Origin of the sequence: Hansschlegelia sp. (genome assembly GCF_035538955.1) — a bacterium.
Classification (GTDB): domain Bacteria; phylum Pseudomonadota; class Alphaproteobacteria; order Rhizobiales; family Methylopilaceae; genus Methylopila.
In genome coordinates, this window is the sequence record NZ_DATLJK010000015.1 from 45,562 (window position 1) to 65,989 (window position 20,428).

13 protein-coding genes are annotated in these 20,428 nt (G+C 70.6%); 8 read left to right on the forward strand and 5 right to left on the reverse strand.

Annotation, left to right across the window (positions count from 1 at the left end; all coding sequences use genetic code 11):
• The first annotated feature begins 110 nt into the window (after window positions 1-110).
• The 3 genes from VM780_RS12200 to grpE all read left to right on the forward strand — a co-directional run bounded on the left by VM780_RS12200 (window position 111) and on the right by grpE (window position 8,141).
• The gene (locus VM780_RS12200; RefSeq protein WP_325447693.1) at window positions 111-5,309 is read left to right on the forward strand and encodes an alpha-2-macroglobulin; all 5,199 of its coding nucleotides are present in this window, start codon (window positions 111-113) and stop codon (window positions 5,307-5,309) included.
• A complete protein-coding gene (gene pbpC / locus VM780_RS12205) occupies window positions 5,306-7,360 on the forward strand; it encodes a penicillin-binding protein 1C (RefSeq protein WP_414652818.1) in 2,055 nt (684 codons plus the stop codon). Before VM780_RS12200 ends, pbpC begins: the two co-directional genes overlap by 4 nt.
• 100 nt (window positions 7,361-7,460) lie before the next feature.
• Window positions 7,461-8,141, forward strand: coding sequence for a nucleotide exchange factor GrpE (grpE, locus tag VM780_RS12210; RefSeq protein ID WP_414652829.1), 681 nt, complete (start codon window positions 7,461-7,463; stop codon window positions 8,139-8,141).
• Window positions 8,142-8,150: 9 nt separating this feature from the next.
• Here the strand turns inward: grpE and VM780_RS12215 are convergent, their stop codons facing one another.
• Together VM780_RS12215 and VM780_RS12220 are read right to left on the reverse strand one after the other, a co-directional pair.
• Complete coding sequence (locus VM780_RS12215; protein WP_325447697.1) at window positions 8,151-8,993, reverse strand: C40 family peptidase; 843 nt, start codon at window positions 8,991-8,993, stop codon at window positions 8,151-8,153.
• 34 nt (window positions 8,994-9,027) lie between these two features.
• Window positions 9,028-10,392, reverse strand: a complete 1,365-nt coding sequence (locus VM780_RS12220) for a leucyl aminopeptidase family protein (RefSeq protein WP_325447699.1) — start codon at window positions 10,390-10,392, stop codon at window positions 9,028-9,030.
• 153 nt (window positions 10,393-10,545) lie between these two features.
• Here VM780_RS12220 and VM780_RS12225 point away from each other — a divergent pair, with 153 nt between their 5' ends.
• From VM780_RS12225 to VM780_RS12245, 5 genes are all read left to right on the forward strand, one after another.
• Window positions 10,546-11,553 (forward strand): NAD(P)H-quinone oxidoreductase, encoded by a 1,008-nt coding sequence (locus tag VM780_RS12225; protein WP_325447701.1) that lies wholly within the window; start codon window positions 10,546-10,548, stop codon window positions 11,551-11,553.
• Between the two features lie 54 nt (window positions 11,554-11,607).
• On the forward strand, window positions 11,608-11,946 hold the full coding sequence (locus tag VM780_RS12230) for a hypothetical protein (protein WP_325447703.1): 339 nt from the start codon (window positions 11,608-11,610) through the stop codon (window positions 11,944-11,946).
• A gap of 104 nt (window positions 11,947-12,050) precedes the next feature.
• Entirely contained in the window at window positions 12,051-13,823 is a 1,773-nt protein-coding gene (locus VM780_RS12235) for an N-acetylglutaminylglutamine amidotransferase (RefSeq protein WP_325447704.1), read from the forward strand.
• A 35-nt stretch (window positions 13,824-13,858) separates the two neighbouring features.
• A complete protein-coding gene (ngg, locus tag VM780_RS12240; protein ID WP_325447705.1) occupies window positions 13,859-15,595 on the forward strand; it encodes an N-acetylglutaminylglutamine synthetase in 1,737 nt (578 codons plus the stop codon).
• A 154-nt stretch (window positions 15,596-15,749) separates the two neighbouring features.
• A complete protein-coding gene (locus VM780_RS12245) occupies window positions 15,750-16,910 on the forward strand; it encodes an osmoprotectant NAGGN system M42 family peptidase (protein ID WP_325447706.1) in 1,161 nt (386 codons plus the stop codon).
• 9 nt (window positions 16,911-16,919) lie between these two features.
• On the opposite strand, the gene VM780_RS12250 is transcribed toward VM780_RS12245, so the two are convergent.
• Genes VM780_RS12250 through VM780_RS12260 form a run of 3 tightly spaced genes read right to left on the reverse strand, consistent with a single transcriptional unit; the run spans window position 16,920 to window position 20,422 of the window.
• Window positions 16,920-17,894: a type II secretion system F family protein gene (locus tag VM780_RS12250; RefSeq protein ID WP_325447708.1), complete on the reverse strand. Its 975-nt coding sequence runs from the start codon at window positions 17,892-17,894 to the stop codon at window positions 16,920-16,922.
• Between the two features lie 46 nt (window positions 17,895-17,940).
• Entirely contained in the window at window positions 17,941-18,918 is a 978-nt protein-coding gene (locus tag VM780_RS12255) for a type II secretion system F family protein (RefSeq protein WP_325448776.1), read from the reverse strand.
• A 25-nt stretch (window positions 18,919-18,943) separates the two neighbouring features.
• Window positions 18,944-20,422 (reverse strand): CpaF family protein, encoded by a 1,479-nt coding sequence (locus tag VM780_RS12260; RefSeq protein ID WP_325447710.1) that lies wholly within the window; start codon window positions 20,420-20,422, stop codon window positions 18,944-18,946.
• Between the last annotated feature and the right edge of the window lie 6 nt (window positions 20,423-20,428).

Below are 20,428 nucleotides of genomic sequence, written 5' to 3' on the forward strand. Positions count from 1 at the left end.
CGATCAAGCGTGATCGCATGGCGCGCCTTAGGAACCGGTGAATCGCGGAACGTCATTTCGCGGCGACCGCCGCAGGTCTATCGTAGCTCAACAGAGGTCGGGGGATCGAGATGACCGCGCGCGCTCTCGTTGGCTGGATCGCCAAAGCCGCCGCTTCCGCAACGCTGGCGCTGGCGCTCTCCTGCGGACCGTCCGGGGCCGAGCCCGCCAAGCCCTTCCAGAACGGAGGCGCCAACCAGAGCGCTCTGAAGCTCGAGGCGCGCCTCAAGCGCGAGGCGCAGTCCGACGCCCGGCCCGTCGCGGAGCTGATCAAGCAGGGCGTGGCCCAGATCCGCGCCGGCAGCTGGCGCGAGGCCGCGGTGACGATGGCGCTCGCGGCCGGCAAGGACGTGAACAACGAGCAGGCGTGGCGCAATCTCTCGGTCGCGCTCACGCGGGTCGAAACTGACGATTATTCCGAGAAGGAGAGCCTGCGCGAGCAGGCGGTCGGGGCCGGCTGGCGGGCTTACCAGCTCGCCGGCGATCCGAAGAGCCGCGCCCGCGCGCTCGCGGTGCTGGCCAACGCCTTCGCGGCGCGAGAGGACTGGCGGCCGGCGCTCGACGCCTACAAGGCGAGCCTCGCGCTCGCCGACAGCGCGGACGCGCGCAACGCCTATGAGGCGATGAGGGCCGAGCACGGCTTCCGGGTCGTCGACTATTCGGTCGATTCCGACGCCGCTGCGCCGCGCGCCTGCGTGCAGTTTTCCGAGGATCTCGCCAAAGGCCGGGTGGATTTCGCGCCCTACGTCGCGGTCAAGGGCGTCGACGCCCCCGCGGTCACGGCCGAGGGCCAGCAGCTCTGCGTCGACGGCCTGAAGCACGGCGAGACCTATGACCTGACGGTCCGGGCCGGCCTGCCGTCGGATGTCGACGAGCCGCTCGCCGCGGCGAAGGACTTCCACATCTATGTTCGCGACCGCGCCCCGTCGGTGCGGTTCACCGGGCGCAATTACGTGCTGCCCTCGACCGGCCAGCAGGGCATTCCGGTGGCGTCGACCAATGTCGACGCCGTGCGGGTCGAGATTTTCCGCATCGGCGACCGAAGCCTCGCCCAGTCGGTGGTGTCCGGCGAGTTCCAGAAGCAGCTCAACGCCTCCGATCTCGACAGGCTGAGGGAGGACGCCGCCGCCTCGGTGTACAGCGGCGAGCTCCTGGTCGAGCGCCAGCAGAACCTCGACGTCGTCACCGCCTTCCCCATCTCCGAAGCTGCGCCGAAGCTTTCGCCGGGCGTCTATGTGATGGCCGCCCGACCCGAAAATGCGGTCGAGCCGGAGCCCTGGGACGCGCAGGCGACGCAGTGGTTCGTGGTCTCCGATCTCGGCCTCACGGCCGTCTCGGGCTCAGACGGCGTCAAGGCTTTCGCCCGCTCGCTGGCGAGCGCCGCGCCGCTCCAAGGCGTCGAGCTCAAGCTTGTCGCCCGCGACAACGAGGTGCTGGCGACCCGGACGACCGACGCCGACGGCTTCGCGACGTTCGAGCCCGGCCTCACGCGCGGAACCGGCGGGGAGGCGCCGGCGGTGCTGGTCGCCTCGGCCAAGGACGATTACGGCTTCCTCGACCTGACCCGCGCCGGCTTCGACCTTTCGGACCGCGGCGTCGGCGGCCGCGAGGCCCCCGGCCCGCTCGACGCTCAGCTCTTCGCCGAGCGCGGCGTCTACCGCCCGAAGGAGACCGTGCATCTCACGGCCCTTCTGCGCGACGACAAGGGCGCCGGCGTCGATGGCCTTCCGCTGACGCTCGTCGTCAAGCGCCCCGACGGCGTCGAGGATCGCCGCGTCGTGACCTCCGACGCGGGCGCGGGCGGGCGCACGCTCGACGTGCCGCTGGTCGATCAGGCGATGGAAGGGACGTGGCGGGTCGAGGCGCTGGCCGAGACCAAGGGCGAGCCGATCGGGGCGACCAGCTTCCTGGTCGCCGACTATGTGCCGGAGCGGCTTGATCTCAGGCTCGAGTCGAAGTCGCCCGAGCTCGGCGCGGCAGGGGCGACCGTGACGGTCGACGGCCGCTGGCTCTATGGCGCGCCGGCGGCCGATCTCGCGCTCGAAGGCGACGTCACGCTGCGTGTCCGCGACGGCGGGCTGCCGGGTTTCGAGGGCTACCGCTTCGGGCTCTCCGACGAGGTCGTCGCGCCGCAACGCACGCCGATCGACGGCCTCGGCCGCACCGACGCCCAGGGCCGCGCGACGGTCCGTGTGGCCGAGCCGCCCCTGCCGGAGGCGACCCGCCCGCTGGAGGCCGAGGTCGCGCTGCGGCTCGCCGAGCCTTCCGGGCGGACGCTCGAACGCAAGCTGACGCTGCCGGTCGCAGCCTCCGGCCCGCGCATCGGAATCAAGCCGCTGTTCGACGAGCGGGTGGGCGACGGCGAGACTGCGCGCTTCGACGTCCGCGTCGTCGGGGCGGACGGCAAGGGCGCGGCGGCTCAGGGCCTGACCTGGCAGCTCGTTCGCATCGAGACCAGCTACCAGTGGTACGCGACGAACGGGCGCTGGAATTTCGAGACCGTGAACCGCGTCCGCCGCATCGCCGACGGCAAGCTCGACGTCGCGGCCGACGGGGCGGCGCGGGTGGAGTCCAAGGTCGCCTATGGGCGCTATCGCCTTGAGGTGACGAGCCCCGATCCGCAGGGGCCGGCGACCAGTGTGGCCTTCGACGCCGGCTTCTTCGCCGCCGCCTCGGCCGACACGCCCGACATGATGGACGTGGCGCTCGACAAGCCGAGCTACCGGCCGGGGGAGACTGCGACCGTCACCCTCGCCTCGCGCTTGGCCGGCCGCGCGACGGTGATGGTGGTGGCCGCCGGCGTGATCGACCAAACGACGCTGGATGTCTCGGAAAAGGGCGCGACGGCGCGTTTCCCGGTCACCGAGGCGTGGCGTCCCGGCGCTTACGTGGTGGCCTTCGTGCACCGGCCGCTCGACGCCAAGGCGAGCCGCATGCCGGGCCGCGCCATCGGCGTCGCGCACGCGCAGATCGACGCCGCCGACCGAACCATCGCGGTCGCGATCGAAGCGCCCGAAAAGGCGGAGCCGCGGCGCTCGCTGGACGTGCCTGTGAGGCTGACGAACCTCACGGGCGGCGAGAAGGCCTATGTCACGCTCGCGGCCGTCGACGTCGGCATCCTCAACCTGACCGGCTACAAGGCGCCGGCGCCGGACGAAGCGGTTTACGGCCAGCGCAAGCTCGCCGCGGAGATCCGGGACCTCTACGGCCAGCTGATCGACGGCATGGGCGCAAAGGCCGGGAAGATCCGCTCAGGCGGCGACGACACGGGCGCAGGCGGCCTGCAGGACACGCCGACCCAGGCGCCGCTGGCGCTGTTCTCCGGGCTCGTCTCCGTCGGACCGGGCGGCGAGGCGGTGATCCCGATCGAGCTGCCTGCGTTCAACGGCACGGTGCGCCTGATGGCCGTCGCCTGGTCGGCCGGCAAGCTCGGCCATGCCGCGAAGGACATGGTGGTCGCCGATCCGGTGGTCGTCACGACCGCTCTGCCGCGCTTCCTGGCCGATGGCGATTCCTCGCGGCTCAGGCTCGACCTCGACAACGTCTCGGGTCCGGCCGGCGAGTATCGGCTCGACGTCGCGGTCTCTGGCCCGCTCTCCGCCGCCGCGGCCTCGAAGAAGCTCACGCTGGCCGCCAAGGCCCGCGGGGCGCTCGAATTCCCGCTCGCGGCGCGCGGCGTCGGGCCTGCGCGGATCGACGTGACGCTGAAGGGGCCGGACGGCCGCGCGCTCGTCCAGGCGTTGGCGCTCGATGTGAAGCCGGCCGCCGCGCCGGTGACGCGGCGCAACGTCATCGCGCTCGCCGAGGGCGCGAGCGTCACGGTCTCGCGCGACACGCTGGCGGACATCGTTCCGGGAACCGGCTCGGTGGCGCTGACCGTCAACAAGCCCGGCATGCTGGACGCCGCGACCTTCAAGCTGGCGCTCGACGGCTATCCTTACGCCTGCTCGGAGCAGCTCTCGAGCCGGTTGCTGGCGCTCGCCTATGGGGACGAGCTCGGCCTCTCTGGCGTCAAGCCCGAAGACGCGAAGGCGCGTGCGGCGGAGATGATCGACCGAATCCTGTCTCGGCAGGACTCGAACGGGTCGTTCGGCCTGTGGTCGGCGGAGGGCGGCGATCTCTGGCTCGACGCCTATGTCACGGACGCGCTCGGCCGCGCGCGGGCCGCGGGCTTGCCGGTCCCGGACCGCGCCTTCAGCCAGGCGCTCGATAACCTCCGCAACGCAATCGGCGTGCGGCAGGATTCAACTGAAAGCGACGTCGCCTACGCCTATTACGTGCTGGCCAAGCAGGGCAGGCCGCTGCTGGGCGACCTGCGCTACCTCGCCGACGTGAAGATCGAGGAGTTCGCCAGTCCCCTCGCCCGCGCGCATATCGGGGCCGCGCTCGCGCAGGCCGGCGACTTCGCGCGCGCCAAGAAGGCGTTCGCGGCGGCCGAGATCAACCCGCCAGACGATTCCGCCCGCGACGACTTCGGGTCGGTGCTCAGGGATCGCGCTGGGATCGTGGCGCTCGCGGCGGAGAACCGCATCGACGCCCTCGCCTCGCCCGCCGCGCTGCGCCGGATCGCTACCGCGCGGCGTGGCCGGGACATTCTGACGACGCAGGAGAACGCCTGGCTGCTCATCGCCGCGCGCGCGCTCAAGGCCCAGAGCGCCGACCTGACGCTCACGGTGGACGGAGCGCCCCACAAGGGCGCGCTCGAGCTGACCTTCCCGCCGGAGCGGCTCGCCGCTGCGGCGTCGACCGTCACCAATGCGGGGCGCACGCCGCTCGAGGCGGTGGTGACCGTGAAGGGCGCGCCGGCCACGCCGGAGCCCCCGGCGGAGAACGGCTTCCATCTCGAGCGCCGCTTCTACACGTCGGCAGGGGCCGAGGCGGATCCCTCCAAGGTGGCGCAGAACACCCGGCTGATCGCGGTGCTCACCGTCACCGAGCCGGAGCCCCGGCCGGGCCGCGTGCTGCTCGTGGATCGCTTGCCGGCCGGGTTCGAGATCGACAATCCGGCGCTCGTCACCAGCGCGAGTTCGGACGCGTTCTCCTTCCTCGGCGACGCTCCGCAGCCTGCGCATTCCGAGTTCCGTGACGACCGCTTCGTCGCTGCGTTCGATCGCGAGGCGGACGGGCCGGCGGTCTATACGGCGGCCTATGTGGTGCGCGCCGTCGCCCCCGGGCGCTATGCGCAGCCGGCCGCGACGGTCGAGGACATGTACCGCGCCGAGCGCTTCGCCCGCACCGGCGCCGGGTTCGTGGAGGTGACCACGAAGTGAAGCTGCGCAGGCTCGCGGCGGCGGCGGCGCTCCTCGCTTTCGCCGGAGCGGGCGCGGCCGGAATCAGCCTGGGCTCCGTGCCTCCCCCGGAGCCCGGCCGCGCTGCGCTGCTCTCGACGCTCGTGCTCGACCGGGACGGACGGCTTCTGCGGCCCTTTGCGGCGGCCGACGGGGCATGGCGGCTGCCGGTCGACCAATCCGAGGTGGACCCGCGCTTTCTGAAGATGCTGCTCGCCTATGAGGACAAGCGGTTCTTCGCGCATCCGGGCGTGGACCCGCTGGCGGCGCTCAGGGCGGCTTGGCAGGCGGCGCGGTCGGGCGGGATCGTGTCGGGCGGCTCGACGCTCACGATGCAGGTGGTGCGGCTTGTGACGCCCGATCGCTCCCGGACCCTCGCCCGCAAATGGCGCGAGGCCGGAGCGGCGCTCGCGCTCGAGCGCCGGGTCGGAAAGCCCGGCGTGCTCGACCTCTATCTGCGGCTGGCGCCCTATGGCGGCAACCTCGAGGGCGTGCGGGCCGCGAGCCTCGCCTTCTTCGGCAAGGAGCCGGCTCGGCTCTCCACCGCCGAGGCGGCGCTGCTCGTGGCGATCCCTCAGGCGCCCGAGGCGCGGCGACCTGACCGGGATCGCGCCGCCGCAAAGGCCGCGCGCGACCGCGTGCTGGGGCGTTTGGCCGCCGCCGGCGTCATCTCGGCCGCCGAGGCGGCTTACGCCACTGCCGAGCCCGTCCCGGACGGCCGCCGCGCATTCCCGAACCTCGCCCCCCATGTGGCCGAGGCCGCGGCGGCGCGGGCAGGCGCGGGCGCCGTGGTTCGGCTCACCATCAGGCGAGACCTGCAGCGCTCGCTCGAGGAACTTGCGCGTGATCGCGCCCGGGCGCTCGGCCCCGGACTTTCCGTCGCGATCGTGGCGGCCGATGTCGCGACCGGCGCGATCGAAGCCTCTGTGGGCTCGGCGGACTATTTCGACGCCGCCCGCGCAGGCGCGCTCGATCAGACGCGCGCGGTCCGCTCGCCCGGCTCGGCGCTCAAGCCCTTCATCTATGCGCTGGCGTTCGAGAACGGCGTCGCCGCGCCCGCCACGCTGATCGAGGACCGGCCGGCGCGCTTCGGCGACTACGCGCCGCGCAACTTCGACCAAGGCTTCCACGGGACAGTCAGCGCGGCGGAGGCGCTGGCGCTGTCGCTCAACATCCCCGCGGTGGCGCTGCTCGACGCAGTCGGGCCGGCGCGCTTCGTGGCCCGGTTGCGCGCCGCCGGCGCGGCCGTCGCGCTGCCGGCGGGCGAGACCCCGGGGCTCGCGGTGGCGCTCGGCGGCGTCGGAGTCCGCCTGGTCGACCTCGCGACGCTTTACGCCGGGCTCGCGCGGAACGGCGTCACCGTGGCGCTCACCTGCGACCCGAGCGAGACTGCGGACGCGGCGACGCCGGGCCGCCGGCTGGTCGACCCGGTCGCGGCCGCGCAGGTCGCGCAGGCGCTGCTCAAAAGCCCGCCGCCGGAAGCGGCGCTCGGCGGACGGCTCGCCTTCAAGACCGGCACCTCCTACGGCTACCGCGACGCCTGGGCGATCGGCTTCGACGGCCGCCGCGTCATCGCCGTCTGGGCCGGGCGCCCCGACGGCGCCTCAAGCTCCGGCCTCGTCGGCCGCGAGGCCGCAGCCCCGATACTGTTCGACGCCTTCGCCCGCACCGGGGAAGCGATCGCGCCGCTCCCGGCGCCGCCCGCCGCGCTGACGCTCGCGGAACTCCCGGCGCCGCTGCAACGGTTCCGGCCCGCCGGAGCGCCGCCTCCCGTGCTCGGCGCGCGCGAGCCCGCGCCGCTTGCGGTCGCGTTCCCGCCGGATGGCGCGCGGGTGGAGGTCGAAGCCGGCGCCGGCCTCGCGCTCAAGGCCGCTGGCGGAACGCCGCCGTTCCGCTGGCTCGTCGACGGCCGGCCGCTCGCTCCGGAGCGGCGCCGGGAGACGCTGTGGCCGGTCGCCGGCGCCGGTTTTTCGCGCGTCACCGTGATGGACGCCACCGGCGCCACCGCCTCGGCGCAGGTGCGGGTGAACTGAGCCCCCAGCGCGGCGAGCTGCGCTCCCGGCTTGATTTTTGTCATTCGCAGACTGATATCCGACGCCTCTCCAGGATGTGAACGCAATGGAAGGGCGCGCGATGCCGGACCCGACTTCGCCCGGAAACCCCACGCCAGACGATCTGAAGGCCGCCGGAGCCGCCGACGCGGCGCAAACCGATGAGCAGCGCGCCGACGCGACCGTCGAAGCGGAAGTGACGGACGCCCCGGCGGCCGCTGATTCCGATCGCGCGGCCGAACTCGAAGCCGCCGTCGCCGACCTGCGCGACCGGCTGCTGCGCTCGCACGCGGAGATGGAAAACTTGCGCCGGCGGACCGAGCGCGAGGTACAGGACGCCAAGCGCTACGCGGTGTCCTCCTTCGCGCGCGACCTGCTGGGCGTCGCGGACAATCTGCGACGCGCGCTGGACGCGGCGGCCGGCCCGGGAACCTCCGGCGGAGACGCCGCCGAGGAGATCGCGGACCCGGTCTTCACGGCGCTCGTCGAAGGCGTCGAGCTCACCGAACGCGAACTGCTCAAGGCGCTCGAGAAGAACGGCGTGAAGAAGCTCGACCCGCGCGGCAAGCCGTTCGATCCGCATCATCATGAGGCGGTGTTCGAGGCGCCCGATCCAAGCGTTCCGTCTGGCACCGTCGTGCAGGTCATGCAGGACGGCTACGTGATCGGCGACCGCATACTGCGCCCCGCGATGGTGGGCGTCGCGCGCGGCGGTCCGAAGGCCGCCGCCCCGGAGACGACGGGCGTCGATCGCCGCGCCTGAGCTGGCGCCTCAGTCGAGCCGACGAACGCTGCTGACCTCGTCGCCGGCCGCCTGGATGCGAGCGATGGCGGCGCCGAGCGGCTCGACTGCGACCGCCATCGCGTGGGCGTTGGCGTGGACGATGGAGCGGGCGTCACGCAGAAGCGCGACGTGCCCCTTCCAGAACACGAGATCTCCGCGGCGCGCCGTGTCGAGCGGGATGGCCTCTCCCAGCGCCGCCTCCTGCATGTCGGTGTCGCGCGGCGCCTTTGTGCCGCAGGCGGCGAGCGAGAGCTGGACGAGCGCGGAGCAGTCGAGGCCGAGGCTCGTGCGGCCGCCCCACAGATAGGGCGCGCCGATGAAGCGCTCGGCGACCGCGACCGGGTCCGCCTCGAAGGCGTCTAGCGGCGCCAAATGCGCGGCGATCGCATAGGCCCCGGTGTCGAGCACGGCGAAACGGCCGTCTTCGTCCACGACCGAGACCCGCGCGTTCATCGACAGCGCGTCGACCGGCGGAGCCTTGATGGAGGCGATCGGAAACAGCAGCGTCCGAAGCGCTGAGACGCGGTGCGTGGGGCCCGGACCGAGCTCCCCGCTCAGCGCCGCCGAGGGCGCGTAGCCGACATAGCCGTCGCCCGCGAGCTGCAGCCAGGACCAGCCTTCGAGCTCGTCATAGACGGTGACCTCCTCGCCGAACAGCGCCTCGGTCTCGAGCGGCGCGTCAGGATTCGGCGCGCGCCGGAGGCCGACATGGCCGACGGCCACCCGCCGCCGGTCGCCCGCGACGAAGCGGAGCGCCTCGACCTTGCCCTTGAGGTGAGCGGCGGCGACGTCCGGCCGGGCCGGGGTGGTGCGGGGATCGAGCGGACGCATCAGCGATCGCGCCCGCGCAGCGCGCCGGACCGCGTCACCGGCGGTACCTTTCCTCGAGCAGCGCCGCGAGCGCGCGCGCGGCCTGCACCTCGCCGCCCTCCGGCCGCCCGGGTTTCGCCGAGGGGTTCCAGGCGAAGATGTCGAGATGGGCCCAGGTCGCGGCCTTGTCGACGAAGCGCCGCAGGAACAGCGCTGCGGTGACGGAGCCTGCGAATGCGCCGCCCGAGATATGGTTCACGTCCGCGATCTTGGACGACAGCAGATCGTCGTAAGCGTTCCAGAGCGGCAGCCGCCACAGCGGGTCATGCTCGGCCGCGGCGTGCCGCAGCAGGTCTTCGGCGAAAACGTCGTCGTCGGTGTAGAGCGGCGGCAGGTCCGGCCCGAGCGCGACCCGGGCCGCGCCGGTCAGGGTCGCAGCGTCGACCATGATTTCCGGCGCCTCTTCGTCGCCGAGCGCGAGCGCGTCGGCGAGCACCAGCCGCCCCTCGGCGTCGGTGTTGCCGATCTCGACGCTGAGGCCCTTGCGGCTCGGATAGACGTCGCCCGGCCGGAAGGCGTTCCCGGAGATCGAGTTCTCGACGGCGCCGACGATCAGCCGCAGCCGCACAGGGAGCTTCGCGCCCATCACCATCTCGGCGAGCGCAATCATCGCCGCCGCGCCGCCCATGTCCTTCTTCATCAGCAGCATGCCGGAGCCCGGCTTGATGTCGAGCCCGCCGGTGTCGAAGCACACGCCCTTGCCGACCAGCGTCACCCTCGGATGGTCCGCCCGCCCCCAGCGCAGATCGACGATCCGCGGCGCGCGCGGCGACGCGCGGCCGACCGCGTGAACCAGCGGGAAGTTCTCGTCGAGCAGCGCGTCCCCGACGATCGATGAGACTTCGGCGCCGTGCCGGACGGCGAGTTCGCGGATGGCGGTTTCGAGCTCCTCGGGGCCGAGATCGTTCGCCGGCGTGTTCACGAGGTCGCGGCCGAGGAAGGTCGCCGCCACCGCCCGCTCGACCTCCGCGGCGTCCACGCCGTCAGGAAGCGCGATGCGGATCTCCTTCGGCTCCGCCTTGCGGTAGCGGGCGAAGCGATAGGACCCGAGCGCGATGGCGAGCGTGGCGAGCCGCGGATCTGCGATCGCGCCTTCCAGCCGGTATGCGCCCGCCGGCAGCGCGCCGGCGAGCTTGCCGGCAAGGAAGGGATTTCGGCTGCGCGCCTTCGCGCCCTCGGTCCCGAAGACGACGCCCTTGAGGCCGCCGGCGCTGTCCGGCACGAGCAGGCAGCCGCCGGGGCTCGCCTCGAAGCCGGTGGCCGCCGCCCAGCCGCGCGCCGCCTCCGGAAGCTCCTCGCCTGCAGCGACGAACCAGACCGGCGTCGTGGGCTCGGACGGGGCGGCGAAGATCGGCGGCATCGGCATGTCCTCGGGCGAAACGCGAACCGGCGGCCGTCATCGCATATTTCGGCGCCGCGCGTCATCGCGGTCGCGGCCGGCCTTGCTCTGTGGCGCCTGTCGCGCCACACCCTGTGCCGGATTCCGGAACACGAAGCCCGAGAGGCCGCAGCGATGACCGACCTGCCGACCGAGATGACCTATGTGCGCGCCGAAGGCGACGGCGGCCCCGAGGTGCTGGTCCCGGCGCGCGGCCCGGTCCCCGCGCCCGGCGAAGGAGAGGTGCTGATCGAGGTCGCAGCCGCCGGCGTGAACCGGCCGGACGTGATGCAGCGCAAGGGCATGTATCCGCCCCCTCCCGGCGCGCCCGAGACGCTTGGCCTCGAGGTTGCGGGCCGCGTCGCGGCGCTCGGCGCGGGCGTGACCGATCTCAAGGTCGGCGACCAGGTCTGCGCGCTGCTGACCGGCGGCGGCTACGCGGAATACGCCGTCGCGCCCGCGGCCGTATGCCTCCCGGTCCCCGAGGGGCTATCACTGACGGAGGCCGCCGCGCTGCCGGAGACCTTCTTCACCGTCTGGACCAATGTGTTCGAGCGCGCCGGCCTCAAGGAAGGCCAAAGCTTTCTGGTTCATGGCGGGACCTCGGGCATCGGCACCACGGCGATCCAGCTCGCCGTCGCCCGCGGCGCGACCGCCTATGCGACGGCCGGCGGCCCGGAGAAGGCGGCGTTCTGCGAGACGCTCGGCGCCAAGCGCGGCATCGACTACCGCAGCGAAGACTTTCAGGCCGTGCTGAAGGAGGAGACCGGCGGCAAGGGCGTCAACGTCATCCTCGACATGGTCGGCGGCGAATACACCAACAAGAACATCAAGTCGCTCGCGCCCGACGGGGTGCTGGTGCAGATCGCCTTCATGCAGGGCCCGAAGGTTCAGATCGATCTGACGCCAATCATGCTGAAGCGCCTGACCGTCACCGGCTCCACCCTGCGCGCCCGGCCGACCGCGCAGAAGGCGAAGATCGCCGAGGCGCTGAAGCGCGAGGCGTTGCCGCTGGTCGCGGCCGGCAAGGCGAAGCCGATCGTGCACGCCACCTTCCCGCTCGAGAAGGCCGCCGATGCACACCGCCTGATGGAGGAGAGCTCGCATATGGGCAAGATCGTCCTCACGACCACGAAGGCTTGAGCCACATAGGCCTTCTCAAGCAGGATGCCGGCTCCGTCACCCGCGGCCCCGGAATTGAACCGCTTCCTCAAGACGCTCCTCGCCGTCACCTGCCTGACGGTCATCGGCTATGTCGGGCTGAGCGCGTACGCGTATTACGCGCGGCTCGCGCGCGCCGAGGCTATCGCGCGCGAGCAAGCCGCGTTGGGGCCGCTTAGGGCGAAGTGCGCCCAGGCCAGGGGCCTGCTCGCCTACTACGCTGCGCCCAAAGCGCGGCAGCGACCGGGGCAGATGAGCTGGGACGACGCCCGGCTGTTTGTCCAGCGCAACTGCTCCGAGGAACAGCTGTGGCCGAGGGCGTTTCGGCAGCCAGCCTATCGGGACCCGCTCGCGCCGTCTCGTCCCGGGGGCTGAGCGCGCGCCCAGCTTTTGGGCCTGCCGAGGGAACTGCGCAGACTCGCTTTTCGCGACTTCCGCCTTAGGTGCAGTGCACTCAAGGAAGAGGAACGCGGCGGGAAATGTGCGGAATCTGCGGTGAGGTGACCTTCCTCGGCCAGCCGGCGTCGGTCGAGGCCGTCACGGCCATGACCGGCTGCATGACGGCGCGCGGGCCGGACGGCGACGGCGTGGTGGCCCGCGGCCGGGTCGCTTTCGGGCATCGCCGGCTGAAGATCATAGATCTCAGCGAGAAGGCCGAGCAACCGATGGTGGACCCCGCTCTCGGGCTCACCATCGTGTTCAACGGCTGCATCTACAATCACAAGGAGCTCAGGGCCGAGCTCGAGGCCAAGGGCTACGCGTTCTTCTCCGACGGCGACACCGAGGTGATCAGCAAAGGCTGGCGCGCCTGGGGAACCGAGCTGCCGAAGAAGCTCTTCGGCATGTTCGCAATCGCGATCCACGAGCGCGACACCGGTCGCGTGATCCTGATGCGCGACCGGCTCGGCATCAAGCCGCTCTATCTCTCCGAAGGCGCGGGACGGCTGCGCTTCGCATCCTCGCTGCCGGCGCTGCTGAGGGCGGGCGGCGTCGACACCTCGATCGATCCGGTAGGGCTCAACGCCTACATGACCTTCCATTCGGTCGTCCCGGCGCCCCGCACCATTCTGGCCGGCGTGCGCAAGCTGCCGCCCGCGACCCTGCGCATCTACGAGCCCGACGGCCGCACCAAGGAAGAGGTCTACTGGACCGTCTTCTACGCGCGGTCCGCCGCCGACGTCGCCCGCTCCTTCGACGAGTGGCGCGAGGAGATCCACGGCTCGCTCAGAACCGCGGTCGCCCGCCGCATGGTGGCTGACGTGCCGGTCGGCGTGCTGCTCTCAGGTGGGGTCGATTCCAGCCTCGTGGTCGCCTTGCTGGCGGAGCTCGGCCACAACCATATCGAGACCTTCTCGATCGGCTTCGAGGCGCGCGGCGGAGAGGAAGGCGACGAGTTCAAATATTCCGACCTGATCGCCGAGCGCTTCAGCACGACGCATCACAAGATCTCCATCGAGGAGAGCCGGATGCTGGACGCGCTGCCCGGCGCGATCGAGGCGATGTCGGAGCCGATGGTGAGCCACGACTGCGTGGCCTTCTACCTGCTCTCCGAGGAGGTCCGGAAGCACGTCACCGTCGTGCAGAGCGGCCAGGGCGCGGACGAGATCTTCGCCGGCTACCACTGGTATCCGAAGGTCGCCGCGGCGAACGACCCGGCCGCCGCCTACGCCAAGGCGTTCTTCGACCGCGATCACGCACGCTTCCTCGCGCACGTCACCGAGGAATACGCCGGCGCCGACCATGCCCGCGCCTTCGTGGAAGAACATTTCGACATGCCGGGCGCGCCCGACGCCGTCGACAAGGCGCTGCGGCTCGACAGCACCGTGATGCTGGTCGACGACCCGGTGAAGCGGGTCGACAACATGACGATGGCGCACTCGCTTGAGGCGCGGGTGCCGTTTCTCGATCATGAACTCGTCGAGCTCGCCGCCCGCATCCCGGGCGAGCACAAGCTCGCTGACGGCGGCAAGGGCGTGCTCAAGGACCTCGCGCGGCATGTCGTGCCGAAAGAGGTGGTGGACCGGCCGAAGGGCTATTTCCCGGTTCCGGGCCTGAAATATCTCGAAGGCAAGACGCTCGAGATGGTCCGCGACGCGCTCGGCAGCGAGGCCGCCCGGTCGCGCGGCCTGTTCCGCCCGGAATATCTCGACACGCTGTTCGCCGATCCGACGGCCCACATCACGCCGCTGAAGGGCTCCGAGCTCTGGCAGTGCGCCCTGCTCGAGGTCTGGCTGCAGACGCACGGCGTCTGACTGCGCCGATCCGCAAGATCGAGGAACGAGGACTCATGCTCATGACGCTATCGGCCGCGAACAGCCAGCCGGCAGCAGGCGAGCGGATCGCGCCGCCCGCGAGCCCCCAGGCCAATGCGATCGTCGACTGCGGCTGGGGCCGCCTGCTGTTCGCGCAGACCTTCGGGGACCCCGCGGCGTTGGCCGAGGAACTGCGCGAGGAAGGCCCGGACCGGCGCGACATCGCGGTCTATGTCGACGATCCGCACGTGCTGCTCGCCCAGGCGCCGCTCGAGCTGTTCCTGGATCCGTCCCACATGTTCCGGCTGGACCTGTCCCTCTACCGGCCGTCGAAGCGCGGCCAGCGCGCCTTCACGGTGCGGCCGATCGAAAGCGCCCGCGACGTCGAAACCGTGAACCGGATCTACGCCGCCCGCCAGATGGTCTGCGCTCCGCCGGATTTTTACGAGCGCTCGCAGGACCGCGAGGAGCTGGTCCACCTGATCGCCGTCGACGCCCGCTCGAACGAAGTCATCGGGACCGTGATGGGCGTCGACCACGCGGCCGCCTTCGGGGACCCGGACGGCGGGTCGTCGCTCTGGTGCCTCGCCGTCGACCCCCAGGCTCGCCATCCCGGGATCGGCGAGACGCTCGTTCGGCGGCTTGCGGAGTTCTTCCAGAAGCGCGGCAGGGGCACGATGGACCTGTCGGTGATGCACGACAACGAACTGGCCATCGGGCTCTACGAGAAGCTGGGCTTCTCCCGCATCATGACGTTCTCGGTGAAGCGGCGGAACTACATCAACGAGCGGCTGTTCGTCGGCGACCCCGGCGTCGAGGGCCTGAACCCCTACGCCAAGATCATCGTCGACGAGGCGCGACGGCGCGGCATCGGAGTCGAGGTCGTGGACGCCGAAGGCGGTTTCTTCCGGCTGACCCATGGCGGCCGCTCGATCCTCTGCCGGGAGTCGCTGAGCGAGCTCACCAACGGCGTCGCCATGTCGATCTGCGACGACAAGGCCGTGACGCGCCGCACCGTCGCGCGGGCCGGCGTGGCCGTGCCGGAGCAGATCGAGGCCAACGATCGAGAGCAGCTCGCGGAGTTCCTCGCCCGGCACGGTTCGGTGGTGGTGAAGCCCGCGCGTGGCGAGCAGGGGCGCGGCATCTCGGTCGGCCTAGAGACCATCGCGGAGGTCGAGCGCGCGGTCGAGCGCGCCCGCGCCTATTGCGACCGCGTGATCGTGGAGAGCAAGGCGGAAGGCGACGACCTCCGGCTCATCGTGATCGACTTCAAGCTGGTCGCGGCCGCGATCCGGAGGCCGGCGGAGGTCATCGGCGACGGCCGGACCACGATCCGCGAGCTGATCGCCGCCCAGAGCCGCCGCCGCGCCGCCGCGACAGGCGGCGAAAGCTCGATCCCTATGGACGAGGAGACCGAACGCGCGGTTCAGGCCGCCGGCTTCGCGCTCGACGACGTGGCGCCGGACGGCAGGGCGATCACTGTCCGCAAGACCGCCAATCTGCACACCGGCGGCACCATCCACGACGTCACCGGCATGGTTCACGCCCGGCTGGTGGAGGCGGCCGTGACGGTGGCGCGCGCCATCGACATCCCGGTCGTCGGCGTCGACTTCATCGTGCGCTCGCCGCGGGAGCCCGAATACGCCTTCATCGAAGCCAATGAGCGGCCGGGCCTCGCCAACCATGAGCCGCAGCCGACGGCGGAGCGCTTTGTGGACCTGCTGTTCCCGCTCTCCATGCCGGCCGCCGTTCGGCGCATCGGGCGGAGCTGATCTGGGCTGACGCCGAACATCTCGGACCGCCGGGGCGTTAGACTGGGCGTCGAGCAGTCGCCAGGTCCGCCGCCCTGCAAGCGCCGCCGCGCTCCGTGGTAAGACGACGCCTCCCGATTCGGTCCGCATGAGACCCAGCAGGTCCCGAGCTCCCATGCCGCGTCTTGACGTCGACATCGATTATCTCGCCGAACAGCTCCGCGGGCTGCTCAAGATCCCGAGCCCCAGCGGCTTCACCGACAGCATCACGCACGCCGTGGTGGACGAACTGGTCCGGCTCGGCGTCGAGCCCGAGGTGACGCGACGCGGAGCCATCCGGGCGAAGCTCAAGGGCAAGGCCAAGGATCCATCCCGGGCGCTGATCGCGCATCTCGATACGCTCGGCGCTCAGGTGAAGCTGCTCAAGCCGAACGGCCGGCTGGAGGTCGTGCCGATCGGCAACTGGTCGGCCCGCTTCGCCGAAGGCGCCCGCTGCACGATCTTCACCGAACAGGGCGCCTATCGGGGTTCGATCCTGCCGCTCAAGGCCTCCGGCCACACCTTTGCGGATGAGGTCGACACGCAGCCGACCGGCTGGCCTTATGTGGAGATCCGGGTCGACGCGCTGGTGCGCGACGTCGCCGATCTGCAGCGTCTCGGCTTCCACGTGGGCGACGTGGTGGCGATCGACGCGCAGGCCGAGTTCCTCGACAACGGCTTCATCGTCTCGCGCCATCTCGACGACAAGGCCGGCGTGGCGATCCTGCTCGCCACGCTGAAGGCCGTGGTGGAGTCCGATGTGAAGCCGCCGGTCGACACCTGGTGGGTGCTGTCGATCGCCGAGGAGGTCGGAGTCGGCGCCTCCGCCGTGCTGCCGCACGACGTCGCCGCGATGGTGACGATCGACAACGGCACGACCGCTCCCGGCCAGGCCAGCGACGAGTTCGGCGTCACGATCGCGATGGCGGACCAGACCGGCCCGTTCGACTACCACCTGACGCACGACCTGATCCGGCTCGCGCGCGAGAACGACATCCGGCACCAGCGCGACGTGTTCCGCTACTACCGTTCAGACAGCGCGTCGGCGATCGAGGCCGGCGCCGACGTGCGCACGGCGCTGGCGACCTTCGGGGTGGACGCGAGCCACGGCTATGAGCGCATTCACATGCATGCCCTGCGCTCGCTCGCGGAGCTGATGACCGCCTGGGTGACGAGTCCGATCGAGATCAAGCGCGACGCTAAGCCGCTCGGCTCGATCGAGGGCTTCCCGCATCAGCCGACCGCGCCGGCGGAGCCGGACATCGAACCGGCCGAAGAACTCCCGCCGCGCGAGTAGCCGGCGCCTCTACTTGACCGCCATGACCTGGATGTAGGCCGGCCCGAGGATCACGATGAAGATCACGGGCAGGAAGAACACGATCATCGGCACGGTGAGCTTGGGCGGCAGCCCGGCCGCCTTCTTCTCGGCGTCCGCCATGCGGGTGTCGCGGCTGTCCTGGGCGAGGACGCGCAGCGCCTGCCCAATCGGCGTGCCGTATTTGTCGGCCTGGATCAGCGCCGTTCCGACCGCCTTGACGTTGTCGAGGCCGGTGCGCAGGCCGAGGTTCTCGTAAGCCAGCCGGCGGTCCTGCAGGTAGGCCATCTCGGCCATGGCGAGCGTCAGCTCCTCGGCGAGCGGCACCGACTGGGAACCGATCTCGTCGGCGACCTTGCGGAACGCCGCCTCGATCGACATGCCGGACTCGACGCAGATCAGCATCAGATCGAGCGCGTCGGGGAACGCCTTCTTGATCGAGGACTGGCGCTTCTGGGTCTGGTTCTTGAGGAACAGCTCCGGAGCTTTCACGCCGAGATATGCCGCGAACACCGCGCCCCCGACCCGGATCAGCGGCGACAAGCCGAAATCGTTGATGACGAAGAGGTAGAACAGCGCGAAGGCGAGGAAGACGAGCGGCGCCACCAACCGGAAGAATAGGAAGGCCACCATCGCGCTCTGTCCACGGTAGCCGGCCATCTGCAGCCGTTCCTTGGCGTCGTCCGTGCCCAGATGTTTCGTCAGATTGAACTGGCTGACGATGTTCTGCATGTAGGCCTTGGGCTCGCGCTTCAGGCCGCGGCGCTCGCCGCGGGCGAGCCGTTCCCGCTCGCGCGCGCGTATCTTGGAGCGCTCCGTCGCCACCGCCTTCATGCGCTTGTCGAGCGGGTTGCCGGCGAGCAACGGCATCGCGAAGGTCAGCACCGTCGCGATGGCCGCGATCCCGGCGAGAAGCGCGGCCATCGCGTGCGGATCGTTAATGGTCCTGAAGATCTGCTCGACCATCTGCCGGTCCCCGTTGCGCGCCGCGCCATTTCCGCCAGAGGCGGGCTCAGAAGTCGAAGTTGATCATCTTCCGCATGACCAGGATGCCGGTCAGCATCCAGGCCGCCGACAGCACCAGCATCGCGCGGCCGATTCCGGTGCTCCACATCAGCTCCATGTAGCTCGGGCTGGTGTAGGAGATCGCGCCGATGGTGATCAGCGGCAGCGCGCCGATGATCGACGCCGACGCCTTCGCCTCCATGCTGAGCGCCTGGATCTTCTGCTTCATCTTCTTGCGGTCGCGCAGCACCTTCGAGAGGTTGCCGAGCGCGTCCGACAGGCTGCCGCCCGCCTTGGACTGGATCGCGATCACGATGCCGAAGAAGTTCGCTTCCGAGACCGGCATGCGCTCGTAGAGCTTGCCCGCCGCCTCAGCGAGTGGAATGCCGACGGTCTGCTCCTCGACGATCTTGCGGAATTCCGACTTCACGGGCTCCTGAGCCTCGTTGGCGACGATGCGGATGCAGTCGCCGAGCGGAAGGCCCGACTTCAGGCCGCGCAGAATAACCTCGACGCCGTTGGGGAGCTCAGTGAGAAAGCGGTTGATGCGCCGCTTCTTGAGGAACGAGAGCACCCAGCGCGGCGCGCCCAGCCCGCCGACGAAGCCGAGGGCCGCAGCGATGCGCCAGTCGCCGGTCGCCATGAACGCCCCGAAGGCGAGCGCCGCCCCGATCCCGGCGCTGATGACGTAGAATTTCTCCTTGGACCAGGTCAGCCCCGCCTGCGCGATGCGCATGTCGAGGGTCGGCCGGTTGATCCGCTTCTGGCGCTCGTCGAGCGCCTTCAGGCTGTCCGCCACCTGGCCGCGCCGCAGGCTGTCGGCCACGATCGCCGGCGAGACGCTCCGCCGACGGTCGAGCCCGACCATCTTCTGGCGCTTCTCCAGACGGGCCGCCCCGGTCAGGTAGGGGTAGAGCAGAGCGTAAGCCGCGCCAGCGGCCGCGATGCCGGCGAGCAGGATGAAGGCGAGGTTGGCGGAGATCATCATCGCGCAGCCTTCTTCGGCGTCCTCATGCCACGCGGGAGCCGGCGTCGACGTCCATCGCGTCGATCGCAGCCGCCAGCCTGTTCTCCTCGCCGAAATAGCGGGCGCGCTCCCAGAAGCGCGGGCGGCCGATTCCGGTCGACCTGTGGCGCCCGATCAGGCGCTTGTTCGCGTCCTCGCCGAGGATGTCGTAGACGAGGATGTCCTGGGTGATGATGACGTCGCCCTCCATCCCCATCACCTCCGTGACGTGGGTGATGCGGCGCGAGCCGTCGCGCAGGCGCGAGGCCTGGATCACCACGTCGACCGAGGTGGTGATCATTTCGCGGATCGTCCTCGAGGGCAGAGAATAGCCGCCCATCGTGATCATGCTCTCGAGGCGCGACAGCGCTTCGCGCGGCGAGTTGGCGTGCAGCGTGCCCATCGAGCCGTCATGGCCGGTGTTCATCGCCTGCAGCAGGTCGAAGGATTCCGGTCCGCGCACCTCGCCGACGATGATGCGCTCAGGGCGCATGCGCAGGCAGTTCTTCACGAGGTCGCGCATCGTGACCTGGCCCTCGCCTTCGAGGTTCGGCGGCCGGGTCTCGAGGCGGACGACGTGGGGCTGCTGCAGTTGAAGCTCGGCTGCGTCCTCGCAGGTGATGATGCGCTCGTCCTCGTCGATGTAGCGCGTCAGGCAGTTGAGCAGCGTGGTCTTGCCGGAGCCCGTGCCGCCGGAGATCAGCACGTTGCAGCGGACCCGGCCGATGATCTTGAGGATCTCCGCGCCTTCCGGGCTGATCGAGCCGAATCGGACGAGCTGATCGAGCGTCAGCTTGTCCTTCTTGAATTTGCGGATCGTGAGCGTCGGGCCGTCGAGCGCCAGCGGTCCCACAATGACGTTGACGCGGGAGCCGTCCGGGAGGCGCGCGTCGCAGATCGGCGAGCTCTCATCGACGCGCCGGCCAACCTGGCTGACGATGCGCTGGCAGATGTTCAGCAGCTGGGCGTTGTCGCGGAAGCGGACATGGGTGTTCTGCACCTTGCCCTGGACTTCGATGTAGGTCCGCTCGGCGCCGTTCACCATGATGTCGGCGATGTCGTCGCGCGCCAGCAGCGGCTCGAGCGGCCCATAGCCGAGCACGTCGTTGCAGATGTCCTCGAGCAGCTCCTCCTGCTCGGCGATCGACATCACGACGTTTCGGATCGCGATGATCTCGTTGACGATGTCGCGGATTTCCTCGCGCGCGCTCTCCGTGTCGAGGCGCGCGAGCTGGGCGAGGTCGATCGCTTCGATCAGCGCGCCGAAGATCCGGCTCTTGGTCTGGAAATAATCGTCCGTGCGCCTCGCCTCGGAGGGCGTGGGAGGCGACGGCGTCGTCGACCGCGTCTCCGTCTGCGCCGCCGCCGGCGCCGGCGCGATCGGGGCGACGGGGATCAGCGGCGCGCCGAACTCGCCATTGCCCGACGTCCGGCCGAAGCCGCCCGTGGGAGGCGTGACCGTGGACCCACGCTTTCCGAACATCGTTCG

Bases quoted from the DNA above. Each gene is read 5' to 3' on its own strand.
- VM780_RS12260 (WP_325447710.1), bottom strand. From the start codon at position 20,422: ATGTTCGGAAAGCGTGGGTCCACGGTCACGCCTCCCACGGGCGGCTTC.
- VM780_RS12245 (WP_325447706.1), top strand. From the start codon at position 15,750: ATGCCGCGTCTTGACGTCGACATCGATTATCTCGCCGAACAGCTCCGC.
- VM780_RS12220 (WP_325447699.1), bottom strand. From the start codon at position 10,392: ATGCCGCCGATCTTCGCCGCCCCGTCCGAGCCCACGACGCCGGTCTGG.
- VM780_RS12215 (WP_325447697.1), bottom strand. From the start codon at position 8,993: ATGCGTCCGCTCGATCCCCGCACCACCCCGGCCCGGCCGGACGTCGCC.
- ngg (WP_325447705.1), top strand. From the start codon at position 13,859: ATGCTCATGACGCTATCGGCCGCGAACAGCCAGCCGGCAGCAGGCGAG.
- VM780_RS12225 (WP_325447701.1), top strand. From the start codon at position 10,546: ATGACCGACCTGCCGACCGAGATGACCTATGTGCGCGCCGAAGGCGAC.
- VM780_RS12250 (WP_325447708.1), bottom strand. From the start codon at position 17,894: ATGGTCGAGCAGATCTTCAGGACCATTAACGATCCGCACGCGATGGCC.
- VM780_RS12235 (WP_325447704.1), top strand. From the start codon at position 12,051: ATGTGCGGAATCTGCGGTGAGGTGACCTTCCTCGGCCAGCCGGCGTCG.
- grpE (WP_414652829.1), top strand. From the start codon at position 7,461: ATGCCGGACCCGACTTCGCCCGGAAACCCCACGCCAGACGATCTGAAG.
- VM780_RS12255 (WP_325448776.1), bottom strand. From the start codon at position 18,918: ATGATCTCCGCCAACCTCGCCTTCATCCTGCTCGCCGGCATCGCGGCC.
- VM780_RS12200 (WP_325447693.1), top strand. From the start codon at position 111: ATGACCGCGCGCGCTCTCGTTGGCTGGATCGCCAAAGCCGCCGCTTCC.